The organism is Mesobacillus jeotgali (genome assembly GCF_014856545.2).
Classification (GTDB): Bacteria; Bacillota; Bacilli; order Bacillales; family Cytobacillaceae; genus Mesobacillus.
Map to the genome: position 1 here is coordinate 118,052 of NZ_CP109811.1, position 14,725 is coordinate 132,776.

Consider the following 14,725-nt stretch of genomic DNA (forward strand, 5'->3'; position numbering starts at 1 on the left):
GCAAGACAGGACCGAAAACATGAGGCTGGACGCGATCGGAAACACGAGCCAAGACGTGACCAGAGGCAAGGGCAAAAACCTGATCAGGTTAGGGATCAAAATGAAAATCAGGATTATATCATCGGTAAAAATCCGGTAATCGAAGCGTTAAAATCAGAACGTGACATCAACAAAATCCTGATTGCTGAAGGCTCCCAGAGCGGACAGATGCAGCAGGTAATCGGAATGGCGAAGGAAGCCAATGTCATCGTCCAATTCGTCCCCAAAAAGAAAATCGATCAGCTGGCCGATGGCAACCACCAGGGTGTCATCGCACAGGTTGCAGCCTATGAATATGCGGAGATCGATGATTTGTTTGCTTTAGCAGAAAAGAAGAACGAGGCTCCTTTCTTCTTGCTTCTCGATGAAATTGAGGATCCCCACAATCTTGGCTCCATCATGAGGACAGCTGATGCATCAGGTGCGCACGGGATCATCATTCCCAAGCGGAGAGCGGTTGGGCTGACCGCGACAGTGGCAAAATTATCGACAGGCGCAATCGAATATATTCCGGTTGCGAGAGTCACGAATATGGCTCAGACCATCGATGAATTGAAAGAACGCGGTGTCTGGATAGCAGGCACGGATGCTTCGGCAAAGCAGGATTTCCGTCAAATTGATGGAACATTGCCTCTTGGCCTGGTGATCGGCAGCGAGGGTAAAGGTATGGGAAGGCTGATTAGGGACAAGTGTGATTTTCTTTTAAGTCTTCCAATGGTTGGACATGTCACTTCCTTGAATGCATCAGTGGCTGCGGCCCTCTTGATGTATGAAGTTCACCGCAAACGACAACCGCTAGGGGAATAGGAATGGATATCCTGCTTGTTGACGGCTACAATATCATCGGCGCATGGCCGGAGCTGGTCAGCTTGAAGAAGAGAGAGCTCTCTGCCGCCAGGGACCGGCTGGTTGAAATCATGGCAGAGTACCAGGCGTATACCGGCTATCGCGTCATCATTGTTTTTGACGCCCATTTTGTATCAGGAACACAAAAGAAGTATAAGAACTACAAAGTGGAAGTAATTTTTACAAAAGAAAATGAAACGGCGGATGAACGGATTGAAAGGCTGGCGATCGAACTCAGCAACCGTAAAACGCAGATCCATGTAGCCACCTCAGACTATACTGAGCAATGGGCCATTTTTGGACAGGGAGCACTAAGGAAGTCAGCAAGGGAGCTGCTTAACGAAACAAATTTAATTAGTAAAAAAATAGAAAAAAGTGTGAAAGTGATCCAGGAAAAAAAGCCTAGTGCCAAGATTCCGCTTACAAAAGAAGTGGCAGAAATTTTTGAAAAATGGCGCAGAGGAGAGCAATGACCTGTTGACGCCTTAAAAACGCCTGCTGTATAATATTTCTAACTGTATGTGCGGGCGGGGGGATCGAAATGAGTGCTGACATCGGGAATCGTTTAAATGACTCTTATTTATTGCTGGAAGATGAAGAAATTGTAGAAGCTGTACACAGAGGAGAAAGTGATGCACTTGATTTTCTGATTCACAAATACAGGAATTTTGTTCGGGCGAAAGCACGGTCATATTTCCTGATTGGAGCGGATAAAGAGGACATCGTGCAGGAAGGAATGATCGGCTTATATAAAGCGATCCGTGATTTCCGTGAGGACAAGCTGACATCATTCAAAGCATTTGCAGAACTGTGCATTACCCGTCAGATCATTACGGCCATCAAGACGGCCACAAGGCAAAAACACATCCCGCTTAACTCCTATGTTTCCCTGGACAAGCCGATTTATGATGAAGAATCGGACAGGACACTGATGGATGTTTTATCCGGAGCCAAAGTGATGGACCCCGAAGAATTATTTATTAATCAGGAAGAGTTTGACCAGATTGAAGTGAAAATGTCTGAGCTGCTGAGTGACCTTGAACGAAAAGTGCTCGCCTTATATTTGGACGGACAATCCTATCAGGAAATTTCGGAAGAGCTGAATCGCCATGTCAAGTCAATCGACAATGCACTTCAGCGCGTGAAGCGGAAACTTGAGAGGTATCTCGAGTTGAGAGAGCTGTCAGTGTAGGTTGAATTGCCGAAAAATAGGCACAAAACTGACTTTTTGTAGCTGGAATTATTAATTTTTCATTTGGATAATTGGCCAGCTCCAGCGCCTAGCCAGTTTTCATCCTCGAGACCGCTTCTTCGAATATCTTGCGAGAAGCGTTAGCTTTGAGCAGCTCGAGTCGCTTCGATCCGCCCAATGAAGTCAAAGAACGACTTCACCGGTCGGCCCTCCAGCGCTTGTCGGGGCTGAACAAGGCGCTTGCGCTTTTCTGTTATTGACACAAGCTATCAGCCGTGGTATCTTTTTAAAGATATAATAGATGGCGGTTTCATGCACCAGATTGGAATCAGCCTGTTGAAGCGGGTGTGAGTGTCAATGAACAACAAAGTGACTCTTGCTTGTCAGGAATGCGGTTCCCGCAATTATTCCACACCGAGCAACAAGCAAACGCAAACAGAACGGCTGGAGCTGAAAAAGTACTGCAGCAACTGCGGTGCCCATACAGTTCATAAGGAAACGAAATAAGGTTTTCAGATAGATCATCATATGGAATTCCGATAAGTTGGAGGTTACAAAATGCAGCGCATCACTAATTTTTTCAGTGAAGTTGGACGTGAAATGAGGAAGGTCAGCTGGCCTAGACGCAAAGAACTGACTCGCTATACGATTACGGTTCTGTCTACAGTCGCTTTTGCTGCTCTATTCTTCGCAGTGTTAGACCTTGGTATTTCTGAATTGATTCGCGTAATTCTTGAATAACCACTACTCACTCATGGTATAATGGAAAATATAAACGCAGGACAAGTTTAAAAGCCCGGATAACGGGTTTTTTATTTGCTTGAAAAATTCGCATTCAATGCCGGGGCTGCAGTTTACGCATGACGGTTACGCCGGGCGTCTGGAAATGGGGAGGGACGGACGAATTAGTCCTCGATGATGGAAAAGAATTGGTATGTAGTGCATACTTACTCAGGTTACGAGAACAAGGTAAAGACAAATCTTGAAAAGCGTGTTGAAACAATGGGCATGCAAGATAAGATTTTCCGGGTGATCGTACCTGAAGAAGAAGAAACAGATTTCAAAAATGGTAAAAAGAAAGTTGTTAAGAGAAAGACTTTCCCTGGTTATGTCCTGGTAGAATTGGTCATGACAGATGACTCCTGGTATGTTGTCCGCAACACTCCGGGTGTAACCGGATTCGTAGGATCTGCTGGTGCAGGTTCAAAACCAACTCCGTTATTGCCTGAAGAAGCAACATTCATCCTCAAGCGCATGGGTATGGTGGAGAAGAAGGTAGATATCAACTTCGAACTAGGTGAAACTGTCCAGGTCAGCGAAGGACCGTTCGCCAACTTCACAGGCACAATCGAAGAGATTGATAAAGACAAGGCGAAGCTTAAAGTTCTTGTCAATATGTTCGGCCGCGATACTCCGGTTGAACTTGAATTTTCGCAGATTGAAAAATTATAATCTTAAATAGCTTGAAATCAACTTTAAAAAGTGTTAATATTTCATAGGTCAGTATGTCTTGGACGATTGACAGATATATGTCAAGTTCTTTATTTCATATAAAGACTTTTAAAATGAGTGGGAGGGGAAAATCCCCTATTACCACATCACGGACTTTAAGGAGGTGTGTCTCGTGGCTAAAAAAGTAATTAAGATGGTTAAGTTGCAAATCCCTGCTGGTAAAGCCAATCCGGCACCACCAGTTGGACCTGCACTAGGTCAAGCCGGTGTTAATATCATGGGATTCTGTAAGGAGTTTAACGCTCGTACAGCTGATCAAGCTGGACTAATCATTCCGGTTGAAATCACGGTTTTTGAAGACCGTTCATTTACATTTATTACGAAAACTCCTCCTGCTGCAGTTCTTTTGAAGGTAGCAGCTGGAATCCAGTCTGGTTCTGGTGAACCAAACCGTAATAAAGTAGCAACAGTCAAGCGTGAGAAAGTACGTGAGATTGCTGAACAGAAAATGCCTGACCTTAACGCAGCTAGCGTTGAAGCAGCAATGCGCATGGTTGAAGGTACTGCACGCAGCATGGGAATCACTATCGAAGACTAATTTCTGCTGCAGAGGATGAATGGGTTGCGGAGCTGAATTAGATTTCACCCGCAACCTTTTGTCTGAAACGGCGCCTTTATGGCGCCTTCGCTTTTCGAGCTCTGGTGCTTTGTTAAAAAGCACCTCCGCTTTTCGTTGTCTAGCTGCGGCGCCTAGCCCCTCGACCGCTTCGGTCCGCCCGTTGAAGTCAAAGAACGACTTCATCGGTCGGCCCTCCAGCGCCTGTCGGGGCTGGACGAGGCGCCTCCGCTTTTCATCGTGGGAGGTTATTCCGTTAAAACCACAATACAGGAGGAAATAAAAATGGCTAAAAAAGGTAAAAAGTATCTTGAAGCTGCTAAGCTTGTAGATCGCTCTCAAGCATATACAGCTGCTGAAGCAATTGAGCTTGCTAAAAAGACAAGCACAGTTAAATTTGACGCTACAGTTGAAGCTGCTTTCCGTCTGGGCGTAGACCCTAAGAAAGCTGACCAGCAAATCCGTGGAGCAGTTGTGCTTCCAAACGGAACTGGTAAAACTCAACGTGTCCTAGTATTCGCTAAAGGCGAAAAGTTAAAAGAAGCAGAAGCTGCGGGCGCAGACTATGTTGGCGATTCAGAATACATCAACAAGATCCAGCAAGGCTGGTTTGAATTCGATGTAATCGTTGCTACACCTGACATGATGGGTGAAGTTGGTAAGCTTGGTCGCGTATTGGGACCTAAAGGCTTAATGCCAAACCCTAAGACTGGCACAGTTACTTTTGATGTAACGAAAGCAGTTAACGAAATCAAGGCTGGTAAAGTAGAATACCGCGTTGACAAGTCTGGTAACATCCATGTACCTATCGGAAAAGTTTCTTTCGAAGACAACAAGCTTGTTGAAAACTTCAACACAATCTTCGAAACTATGATGAAGGTTAAGCCAGCTGCAGCAAAAGGAACTTACATGAAGAACGTTACGATCTCTACTACAATGGGACCTGGCGTTAAAGTAGATCCTTCAACTGTAAAATAATAGTATTTGACAATCAACGAAGGATTGGATATAATTCTTCTTGTTGTGAAAATAAAATAACATTTGTACCGCAGACAGCAGGGGCATAATGCTTAATAACCTGCCGAGGTCATACGATAGAGCAACACTACTTGCTATTGTATACTTCCTCCGTGTCTGTCCAGATACGGAGGTTTTTATTTGATCGGTATAAATGCAAAAATCTACAGGAGGTGTAAGGATGAGCAAAATCATCGAAGTGAAAAAGCAAATCGTTGACGAGATTGCTGGCAAACTAAAAGAAAGCAAATCAACAATCGTTGTTGATTACCGCGGACTTACAGTTTCTGAAGTAACTGAACTTCGTAAAGAGCTTCGTGAAGCTGGCGTAGAATTCAAAGTTTACAAAAACTCTATGACACGCCGTGCTGCTGAAGCTGCTGAACTTGCTGACTTGAACACATCTTTAACTGGTCCTAACGCAATCGCGTTCAGTACTGAAGATGTAGTTGCACCAGCGAAGATTCTTAACGAATTCGCTAAGAAGCACGAAGCCCTTGAAATCAAAGCGGGCGTAGTTGAAGGCAACATCGTTACAGTAGAAGAAATCAAGGCACTTGCAGACCTGCCGTCTCGCGAAGGTCTACTTTCTATGCTACTCAGCGTACTTCAAGCTCCAATCCGCAATCTTGCTCTTGCTGCAAAAGCTGTTGCAGAACAGAAAGAAGAGCAAGGCGCGTAAGCTAAGAATAATCACCGTTTAACAATAAAAAACTAACCTATTAGGAGGAAACAAATCATGACTCAAGAACAAATCATTGAAGCAGTTAAAAATATGACTGTTTTAGAACTTAACGATCTAGTAAAAGCAATCGAAGAAGAATTCGGCGTAACTGCTGCTGCACCAGTAGCAATGATGGGTGGAGCTGCTGCTGGCGGCGCTGCTGAAGAAAAGACTGAGTTTGACGTAGTTCTTGCTTCTGCTGGCGACCAGAAGATCAAGGTTATCAAAGTTGTTCGTGAAATCACTGGTCTTGGACTTAAAGAAGCGAAAGAAGTTGTTGACAACGCTCCTAAAGCTCTTAAAGAAGGCGTTTCTAAAGAAGAAGCTGAAGAAATCAAAGCTAAGCTTGAAGAAGTTGGAGCTAACGTCGAAGTTAAGTAATCAACCTTACAATAAAAAGCTCGCTGCTAAAGCGGGCTTTTTTTTCGCTTTATTAGTTTCAAATTTTGCTTTTTAAGATTTAAAAGTTTATAATACCGCAGTAGCAATGCAATCCGCGATCGCATTCTTCAAATGAATCCCCGTGGAGGTGAGAGATTTTGACTGAACATTATTACTCCCGCAAACCCAGTACTGACAGCAGTCCGGTAAAATGGCAAAGCGAATTGAAGGGGAATAGCTTCCGCTTCAAAACAGACAGTGGTGTTTTTTCGAAAAAGGAAGTCGATTTTGGGTCAAGGCTGTTGATCGACACGTTCGAATTGAATAAAGCTGATGGATTGATTCTTGATGTTGGGTGCGGCTATGGGCCGATTGGTCTTTCGCTAGCAAAGGCTTATCCTGATGCAATGATCCACATGGTGGATGTCAATGAAAGGGCGATTATGCTTGCTGAAGAAAATGCGTCCGAAAATAAAGTGAACAATGTGAGAATCTATGAAAGTGACCGGCTGACTGGAGTGGAGGAAAAAGGATTCAATGCAATCCTTACGAATCCGCCGATCCGTGCCGGGAAAAAGATTGTGCATGATATTTTCGAACAAAGTTTCCTTCATTTAGCTGAAGGCGGAGAGCTTTGGGTGGTCATCCAGAAGAAGCAGGGTGCACCGTCCGCGATGGATAAAATGAAAGAGCTTTTTGGCGAAGTAGATATTGCGGCTAAAAATAAAGGATACTTTATTCTCAAATCTGTTAAATGTTGACGTGAGAAAACCGCTATGTTAATATTATAAAATGCCAATATATTAGTTTCCTTTTCAATTGCTATTTTCAACGAAAGTTGTATAATTTTGGGCATTAAGGGAAAACTAACAAAATAATTGTTCGTTGCAGGAAATGTGGTTTTTAGGTGAAAACCCTTTTTCTTTTTGTCTTTTGAAATGGAGGAAACTTCATGGACAAGACAGGGATAGATGAATAATAACGCTTGATTTGAGGGGTGAATCAGTTGACAGGTCAACTAGTTCAGTATGGACGACACCGCCAACGTAGAAGTTATGCTCGCATCAGTGAAGTTTTGGAATTGCCGAATTTGATTGAAATTCAAACCTCTTCCTATCAGTGGTTTCTTGATGAGGGCCTCCGTGAAATGTTCCAGGACATTTCACCGATTGAAGACTTTACTGGTAACTTATCGTTAGAGTTTATCGATTACAGTCTTGGCGAACCGAAATATCCAGTGGAAGAATCAAAAGAAAGAGACGTCACTTACTCTGCACCATTGCGAGTAAAGGTCCGCCTTGTGAATAAGGAAACAGGTGAAGTAAAGGACCAGGATGTCTTCATGGGCGATTTCCCGCTTATGACAGAAACTGGCACGTTTGTAATTAACGGTGCTGAAAGGGTTATCGTTTCCCAGTTAGTGCGTTCACCAAGTGTATACTACAGTGGAAAACTTGATAAGAACGGAAAGAAAGGGTTCACTGCGACCGTTATTCCGAACCGAGGCGCCTGGTTAGAGTATGAAACAGATGCCAAGGATGTTGTATATGTAAGGATCGATCGTACGAGGAAGCTCCCTGTTACGGTTCTTTTGCGTGCATTAGGGTTCGGTTCTGATCAAGAAATCATTGATCTGATCGGTGATAACGAATATATCCGTAATACTCTTGAAAAAGACAATACGGAAAGCACGGAAAAAGCGCTTTTGGAAATTTACGAGCGTCTCCGTCCTGGCGAACCGCCTACAGTTGACAACGCAAAAAGCTTGCTGGTTTCAAGATTCTTTGATCCAAAGCGCTATGACCTTGCAAATGTAGGGCGTTATAAAATCAACAAAAAGCTTCATATTAAAAACCGTTTATTCGGGCAAAAGCTTGCAGAAACATTAGTAGATCCTGAAACAGGAGAAATTATTGCAGAAAAAGGAGTCACTTTAGACCGCCGAACTCTGGATAAGATCATTCCTGCGCTGGAAAAGGATGTTGGCTTCAAGAATTTCAGCCCTTACGGCGGCGTGGTTGAAGAGGATGTAACTTTACAAAGCATTAAGATCTATGCTCCGAACGATGAGGGCGAAAAAGAAATCAATGTTTTAGGTAATGCCTATGTCCCTGAACCGATCAAAAACATCACGCCTGCTGATATCATTGCATCCATCAGCTACTTCTTTAACTTGCTGCATGGTGTTGGCGACACAGATGACATCGACCATTTAGGAAACAGACGTCTTCGTTCTGTAGGTGAGCTGTTGCAGAACCAATTCCGTATTGGTTTGTCAAGAATGGAGCGTGTAGTCCGTGAAAGAATGTCCATCCAGGACACAAATACGATTACACCACAGCAATTAATCAATATCCGCCCGGTCATTGCGTCCATTAAAGAGTTCTTTGGAAGCTCCCAGCTTTCACAGTTCATGGACCAGACGAACCCGCTGGCTGAATTAACACATAAAAGGCGTCTATCCGCATTGGGACCTGGTGGTCTTACACGTGAACGCGCTGGCTTCGAAGTGCGTGACGTTCACTATTCCCACTACGGACGTATGTGCCCGATTGAAACGCCTGAAGGTCCAAACATCGGTTTGATCAACTCCCTTTCAAGCTTCGCGAAGGTAAACCGTTTCGGATTCATCGAGACACCATACCGCCGTGTAGACCCTGAAACAGGAAAAGTGACAAGCCATTTCGATTACTTAACAGCTGATGAAGAAGATAACTACGTAGTTGCACAGGCGAATGCACGGCTTTCTGATGACGGTTCATTCGTTGACGACGAGGTTATTGCGCGTTTCCGCGGTGAAAACACTGTTGTTAAGCGTGACCGCGTCGATTATATGGATGTATCACCTAAGCAGGTTGTATCCGCAGCGACCGCGTGTATCCCGTTCTTGGAAAACGATGACTCCAACCGTGCCTTGATGGGTGCGAACATGCAGCGTCAGGCTGTTCCATTGATGCAGCCTGAAGCACCAAGAGTCGGAACTGGAATGGAACACGTTTCTGCCAAAGATTCCGGTGCTGCAGTTATCTGTAAGCATGAAGGAATCGTCGAGCATGTTGAAGCGCGTGAAGTCTGGGTGCGCCGTGTCAAAGAAGTAGACGGACAGGAAGTCAAGGGTGACCTTGATAAGTACCGTATGCTGAAGTTCATCCGTTCCAACCAGGGTACATGCTACAACCAGCGCCCTATCGTAAGCGCTGGCGACCGTGTAACAAAGGGTGAAATCCTTGCTGATGGCCCTTCTATGGAAGCTGGAGAACTTGCACTTGGCCGTAACGTTCTTGTCGGCTTCATGACTTGGAACGGTTATAACTACGAGGATGCGATCATCATGAGTGAGCGCCTCGTTAAGGATGATGTTTATACATCAATCCATATAGAAGAATATGAGTCAGAGTCCCGCGATACGAAGCTTGGACCTGAAGAAATCACACGTGATATCCCGAACGTCGGGGAAGATGCATTAAGAAACCTTGACGAGCGCGGAATCATCCGTGTAGGCGCCGAAGTGAAAGATGGAGATCTTCTCGTAGGTAAGGTAACACCTAAAGGGGTTACGGAATTGACTGCAGAGGAACGTCTCTTGCACGCGATCTTCGGTGAAAAAGCAAGGGAAGTCCGCGATACTTCATTGCGTGTTCCACATGGCGGCGGCGGGATTGTCCTTGACGTCAAAGTGTTCAACCGTGAAGATGGCGACGAGCTTCCTCCTGGCGTTAACCAGCTTGTCCGTGCTTACATCGTACAGAAGCGTAAAATTTCTGAAGGTGACAAAATGGCAGGACGCCACGGTAACAAAGGGGTTATCTCTAAAATCCTTCCGGAAGAGGATATGCCTTTCTTACCGGATGGAACACCAGTCGATATCATGCTTAACCCACTAGGGGTACCATCGCGTATGAACATCGGTCAGGTTCTTGAACTTCACCTTGGTATGGCTGCGCGCTACCTTGGAATTCATGTAGCTTCTCCGGTATTTGACGGTGCCACTGAAGAAGATGTATGGTCAACGATCCAGGAAGCGGGTATGGCTCGGGATGCGAAAACAGTCCTATATGATGGCCGTACAGGTGAACCATTCGATAACCGTGTATCAGTCGGTGTCATGTATATGATCAAGCTTGCTCACATGGTAGACGATAAGCTTCATGCTCGTTCTACTGGACCATACTCACTTGTTACGCAGCAGCCGCTTGGCGGTAAAGCCCAGTTCGGCGGACAGCGTTTCGGGGAGATGGAAGTTTGGGCGCTTGAAGCATACGGCGCTGCTTACACATTGCAGGAAATCTTAACTGTCAAGTCCGATGATGTTGTTGGACGTGTGAAAACATATGAAGCAATTGTAAAAGGTGAAAACGTACCAGAACCAGGCGTTCCGGAATCCTTCAAAGTATTGATGAAAGAACTCCAGAGTCTTGGTATGGACGTGAAGATCCTGTCAGGCGATGAAAAAGAGATCGAAATGCGCGATTTTGATGATGAAGAAGAATTGCAGCATGCAGAAACATTGACAATTGCTCCTGAAGCAGAAGAAATGGATTCTGAAAAAGTAGGAATGAAAGAATAGGTCCATCTAATTGGCACACGTGAACAAACAGTTGAATAACAGTATTGTCCACGTGTGTTCCTTTTTGTGGCCCATAAGGGTAAAACCCTAGATTAAAAGGGAGGTAGGCCCCTTGCTAGATGTTAATAATTTTGAGTACATGAAAATTGGCCTTGCTTCACCAGACAAGATCCGTTCATGGTCTTTCGGTGAAGTTAAAAAGCCGGAAACAATCAACTATCGTACTTTAAAACCAGAAAAAGACGGCTTATTCTGTGAGCGTATCTTCGGACCGACGAAAGACTGGGAATGTCACTGCGGAAAGTACAAGAGAGTCCGCTACAAAGGCGTGGTCTGTGACCGATGCGGAGTTGAAGTCACACGCGCAAAGGTCCGTCGTGAAAGAATGGGACACATTGAGCTTGCAGCTCCTGTATCTCACATTTGGTATTTCAAAGGAATTCCTAGCCGCATGGGGCTAGTCCTTGACATGTCTCCGCGCGCGCTTGAAGAAGTTATTTACTTTGCTTCTTATGTGGTAACGGAAACTGGCGACACTGCTCTTGAAAAGAAGCAATTGTTGTCAGAGAAAGAATACCGTGCTTACCGCGAAAAATACGGAAACAAGTTCCAGGCTGCCATGGGAGCTGAAGCGATTAAAAAGCTGCTTTCTGACCTCGACCTTGACAAAGAAGCAGACATGCTGAAGGAAGAATTAAGAACAGCACAGGGCCAGCGTCGTACTCGTGCGATCAAGCGTCTTGAGGTTGTAGAAGCATTCCGTGGGTCAGGCAATGAGCCATCATGGATGATTCTAGATGTACTTCCAGTCATCCCGCCGGAATTGCGCCCGATGGTACAGCTTGACGGTGGACGTTTCGCAACTTCCGACCTGAATGACCTTTACCGCCGAGTAATCAACCGCAACAACCGTCTTAAGCGTCTTCTTGACCTTGGTGCACCTAGCATCATCGTCCAGAACGAAAAGCGTATGCTTCAGGAAGCTGTTGACGCGTTGATCGATAACGGCCGCCGCGGTCGTCCAGTAACTGGACCAGGTAACCGTCCATTGAAGTCCCTTTCTCATATGCTGAAAGGTAAGCAAGGTCGTTTCCGTCAAAACCTTCTTGGGAAGCGTGTTGACTACTCAGGCCGTTCTGTTATCGTCGTAGGTCCAAACCTGCATATGTACCAGTGCGGACTGCCGAAAGAAATGGCTCTTGAGCTATTCAAGCCGTTCGTCATGAAAGAACTTGTACAAAAGGGCTTAGCCCATAACATAAAGTCTGCCAAACGCAAAATCGAGCGCGTACAGCCGGAAGTCTGGGATGTGCTTGAAGATGTCATCAAGGAGCACCCTGTATTGCTGAACCGTGCCCCGACTCTTCACAGACTTGGAATCCAGGCGTTCGAGCCAACATTGGTCGAAGGACGCGCAATCCGTCTTCACCCGCTTGTATGTACAGCTTACAACGCTGACTTCGATGGTGACCAGATGGCGGTTCACGTTCCACTTTCTGCAGAAGCACAGGCAGAAGCACGCCTATTGATGCTTGCTGCTCAGAACATCCTGAACCCTAAGGATGGAAAACCGGTTGTTACTCCTTCACAGGATATGGTTTTAGGTAACTATTACCTGACTCTGGAAAGAGAAGGTGCTGTCGGTGAAGGTATGGTCTTTAAAGATGCGAACGAAGCATTGATCGCATACCAGAATGGCTATGTACACCTTCATACTCGTATTGCAGTTGCCGCTTCATCACTGGGCAACCAGACATTTACAGAAAAGCAAAATGGCCAACTCTTGGTTACGACAGTCGGAAAATTGATTTTCAATGAAATCCTTCCGGCATCATTCCCTTACATCAATGAGCCTTCTAAGCAAAATCTCGAAGAGGAAACTCCTGAGAAGTACTTTGTAGAAAAAGGTGCTGATGTAAAGGAAGTCATAAAGTCAATGCCATTGGTGGATCCGTTCAAGAAGAAAATTCTTGGAAACATCATTGCTGAAGTGTTCAAGAAGTTCAAAATCACTGAGACATCAAAAATGCTTGACCGTATGAAGGGACTAGGCTTCACATACTCGACTAAAGCGGGTATTACGGTTGGTGTGGCAGATATCGTGGTTCTTAAAGAGAAGCAGGAAATCATTTCAGAAGCACAGACTAAGGTAGATAATGTTCTTAAGCAGTTCAGACGCGGTTTGATTACCGAGGATGAGCGTTATGATCGCGTTATTTCCATCTGGAGCCAGGCGAAGGATAATATCCAGGCTAAGCTGATGAAATCACTAGATAACTCAAACCCAATCTTCATGATGAGTGACTCTGGTGCCCGTGGTAACGCGTCTAACTTCACGCAGCTTGCTGGTATGCGTGGTCTGATGGCCAACCCGGCTGGACGTATCATCGAGTTGCCGATCAAGTCAAGTTTCCGTGAAGGTCTGACAGTATTGGAGTACTTCATCTCCACTCACGGTGCACGTAAAGGTCTTGCCGATACAGCACTTAAGACAGCTGACTCAGGTTACCTGACTCGCCGTCTTGTAGACGTAGCACAGGATGTCATCGTTCGTGAAGACGATTGTGGTACAGATAGAGGCTTGTTTATCAAATCGCTTAAAGATGGTACTGAAGTAATCGAACCACTGGAAGAGCGTCTGATCGGCCGCTATGCAAGAAAGGCTATCAAGCATCCTGAAACTAAGGCTGTGATTGTACCTGAAAACGGATTGATCACAGAAGACTTGGCTGTTGAAGTAACTGAAGCTGGAATCGAGGAAGTGTGGATTCGTTCTGCATTTACATGTAATACACGCCACGGTGTATGTAAGAAGTGTTACGGTCGCAACCTTGCGACTGGCCAGGAAGTCGAAGTTGGCGAAGCAGTCGGTATCATCGCTGCCCAGTCAATCGGTGAGCCAGGTACACAGCTTACAATGCGTACATTCCACACAGGCGGTGTTGCAGGAGACGATATCACACAAGGTCTTCCGCGTATCCAGGAATTGTTTGAAGCACGTAATCCTAAAGGGCAGGCTGTCATCTCTGAATTGGAAGGTGTCGTAGTCGGCATCAACGAAGGAAAAGATCGTCAGCAGGAAATCGTCATTCAGGGTGAAATCGAAAGCCGCACATACAATGCGCCATATACAGCACGCCTAAAGGTTGCTATAAATGATCATGTAGAACGCGGTCAAGAACTCACAGAAGGTTCGATCGACCCTAAGGAACTTTTAAGAGTCAAAGACGTTCAATCCGTGCAGGAATACTTATTGAAAGAAGTTCAAAAAGTATACCGTATGCAGGGTGTTGAAATCGGCGACAAGCACGTAGAAGTAATGGTGCGCCAGATGATGCGCAAGATCAGGGTTATCGACGCAGGTGAAACAGATGTACTGCCAGGCACATTGCTTGAAATCCATCAGTTCACTGACGCTAACCGCAAAGCACTTCTTGAAGGAAAAATGCCGGCAACAGGACGTCCAGTACTGCTTGGTATCACAAAAGCATCACTTGAGACGGATTCATTCCTGTCTGCAGCATCCTTCCAGGAAACAACGAGAGTGCTTACTGATGCAGCGATCAAAGGCAAGCGCGATGAGCTTCTCGGCCTGAAAGAAAATGTCATCATCGGTAAACTTGTTCCTGCTGGAACTGGTATGCAGCGCTACAGAAGAGCTGAACCAATTTCTATGGAAGAAGAAAATGCTGAAGATGCCATCACTGTAGAATAAAATAAAGAGCGCGGCGCTCTCTGCTACGGCAGAAAGTGCCGCCTTTTTAAAGATAAAAAAAGAGTATTTCTATGAATAAACCGATACTCTAGCGAAAAAAGTTTTCTAATGTTGTTGACATCCCTTGCGCTAGATGTTAATATTTCAAAGGTGCTCCTATTTACCGGTTACTTTGG

At 45.2% G+C, this 14,725-nt stretch carries 13 protein-coding genes and 1 other annotated feature; all 13 genes read left to right on the plus strand.

Annotation, left to right across the window (positions count from 1 at the left end; genetic code table 11):
- Positions 1-117 precede the first annotated feature (117 nt).
- Positions 118-846, plus strand: a complete 729-nt coding sequence (rlmB, locus tag FOF60_RS00575; protein WP_192472807.1) for a 23S rRNA (guanosine(2251)-2'-O)-methyltransferase RlmB — start codon at positions 118-120, stop codon at positions 844-846.
- Between the two features lie 2 nt (positions 847-848).
- Complete coding sequence (locus FOF60_RS00580) at positions 849-1,358, plus strand: NYN domain-containing protein (RefSeq protein ID WP_192472792.1); 510 nt, start codon at positions 849-851, stop codon at positions 1,356-1,358.
- 68 nt (positions 1,359-1,426) lie between these two features.
- Positions 1,427-2,077 (plus strand): RNA polymerase sporulation sigma factor SigH, encoded by a 651-nt coding sequence (gene sigH, locus FOF60_RS00585; RefSeq protein WP_192472791.1) that lies wholly within the window; start codon positions 1,427-1,429, stop codon positions 2,075-2,077.
- A 357-nt stretch (positions 2,078-2,434) separates the two neighbouring features.
- Positions 2,435-2,584 (plus strand): 50S ribosomal protein L33, encoded by a 150-nt coding sequence (gene rpmG / locus FOF60_RS00590; RefSeq protein ID WP_192472790.1) that lies wholly within the window; start codon positions 2,435-2,437, stop codon positions 2,582-2,584.
- A gap of 51 nt (positions 2,585-2,635) precedes the next feature.
- Positions 2,636-2,818 carry a preprotein translocase subunit SecE gene (gene secE, locus FOF60_RS00595; RefSeq protein WP_192472789.1) on the plus strand — a complete coding sequence of 61 codons (183 nt, stop codon included), beginning with the start codon at positions 2,636-2,638 and terminating at the stop codon, positions 2,816-2,818.
- Between the two features lie 177 nt (positions 2,819-2,995).
- The gene (nusG, locus tag FOF60_RS00600; protein WP_192472806.1) at positions 2,996-3,529 is read left to right on the plus strand and encodes a transcription termination/antitermination protein NusG; all 534 of its coding nucleotides are present in this window, start codon (positions 2,996-2,998) and stop codon (positions 3,527-3,529) included.
- A 172-nt stretch (positions 3,530-3,701) separates the two neighbouring features.
- On the plus strand, positions 3,702-4,127 hold the full coding sequence (gene rplK / locus FOF60_RS00605) for a 50S ribosomal protein L11 (protein ID WP_139378273.1): 426 nt from the start codon (positions 3,702-3,704) through the stop codon (positions 4,125-4,127).
- Positions 4,128-4,430: 303 nt separating this feature from the next.
- The gene (rplA, locus tag FOF60_RS00610; protein ID WP_192472788.1) at positions 4,431-5,123 is read left to right on the plus strand and encodes a 50S ribosomal protein L1; all 693 of its coding nucleotides are present in this window, start codon (positions 4,431-4,433) and stop codon (positions 5,121-5,123) included.
- 50 nt (positions 5,124-5,173) lie between these two features.
- Positions 5,174-5,311 (plus strand) — a sequence feature (ribosomal protein L10 leader region).
- A 32-nt stretch (positions 5,312-5,343) separates the two neighbouring features.
- Positions 5,344-5,844, plus strand: a complete 501-nt coding sequence (gene rplJ / locus FOF60_RS00615) for a 50S ribosomal protein L10 (RefSeq protein ID WP_192472787.1) — start codon at positions 5,344-5,346, stop codon at positions 5,842-5,844.
- 57 nt (positions 5,845-5,901) lie between these two features.
- A complete protein-coding gene (gene rplL / locus FOF60_RS00620) occupies positions 5,902-6,267 on the plus strand; it encodes a 50S ribosomal protein L7/L12 (RefSeq protein ID WP_144481269.1) in 366 nt (121 codons plus the stop codon).
- Between the two features lie 158 nt (positions 6,268-6,425).
- Positions 6,426-7,028 carry a class I SAM-dependent methyltransferase gene (locus FOF60_RS00625; protein ID WP_192472786.1) on the plus strand — a complete coding sequence of 201 codons (603 nt, stop codon included), beginning with the start codon at positions 6,426-6,428 and terminating at the stop codon, positions 7,026-7,028.
- A gap of 245 nt (positions 7,029-7,273) precedes the next feature.
- A complete protein-coding gene (gene rpoB, locus FOF60_RS00630) occupies positions 7,274-10,834 on the plus strand; it encodes a DNA-directed RNA polymerase subunit beta (RefSeq protein WP_192472785.1) in 3,561 nt (1,186 codons plus the stop codon).
- A gap of 112 nt (positions 10,835-10,946) precedes the next feature.
- Entirely contained in the window at positions 10,947-14,549 is a 3,603-nt protein-coding gene (gene rpoC, locus FOF60_RS00635; protein ID WP_192472784.1) for a DNA-directed RNA polymerase subunit beta', read from the plus strand.
- The last annotated feature ends 176 nt before the right edge of the window (positions 14,550-14,725 follow it).

Bases quoted from the DNA above. Each gene is read 5' to 3' on its own strand.
- FOF60_RS00580 (WP_192472792.1), top strand. From the start codon at position 849: ATGGATATCCTGCTTGTTGACGGCTACAATATCATCGGCGCATGGCCG.
- sigH (WP_192472791.1), top strand. From the start codon at position 1,427: ATGAGTGCTGACATCGGGAATCGTTTAAATGACTCTTATTTATTGCTG.
- rpmG (WP_192472790.1), top strand. From the start codon at position 2,435: ATGAACAACAAAGTGACTCTTGCTTGTCAGGAATGCGGTTCCCGCAAT.
- secE (WP_192472789.1), top strand. From the start codon at position 2,636: ATGCAGCGCATCACTAATTTTTTCAGTGAAGTTGGACGTGAAATGAGG.
- nusG (WP_192472806.1), top strand. From the start codon at position 2,996: ATGGAAAAGAATTGGTATGTAGTGCATACTTACTCAGGTTACGAGAAC.
- rplA (WP_192472788.1), top strand. From the start codon at position 4,431: ATGGCTAAAAAAGGTAAAAAGTATCTTGAAGCTGCTAAGCTTGTAGAT.
- rplJ (WP_192472787.1), top strand. From the start codon at position 5,344: ATGAGCAAAATCATCGAAGTGAAAAAGCAAATCGTTGACGAGATTGCT.
- rplL (WP_144481269.1), top strand. From the start codon at position 5,902: ATGACTCAAGAACAAATCATTGAAGCAGTTAAAAATATGACTGTTTTA.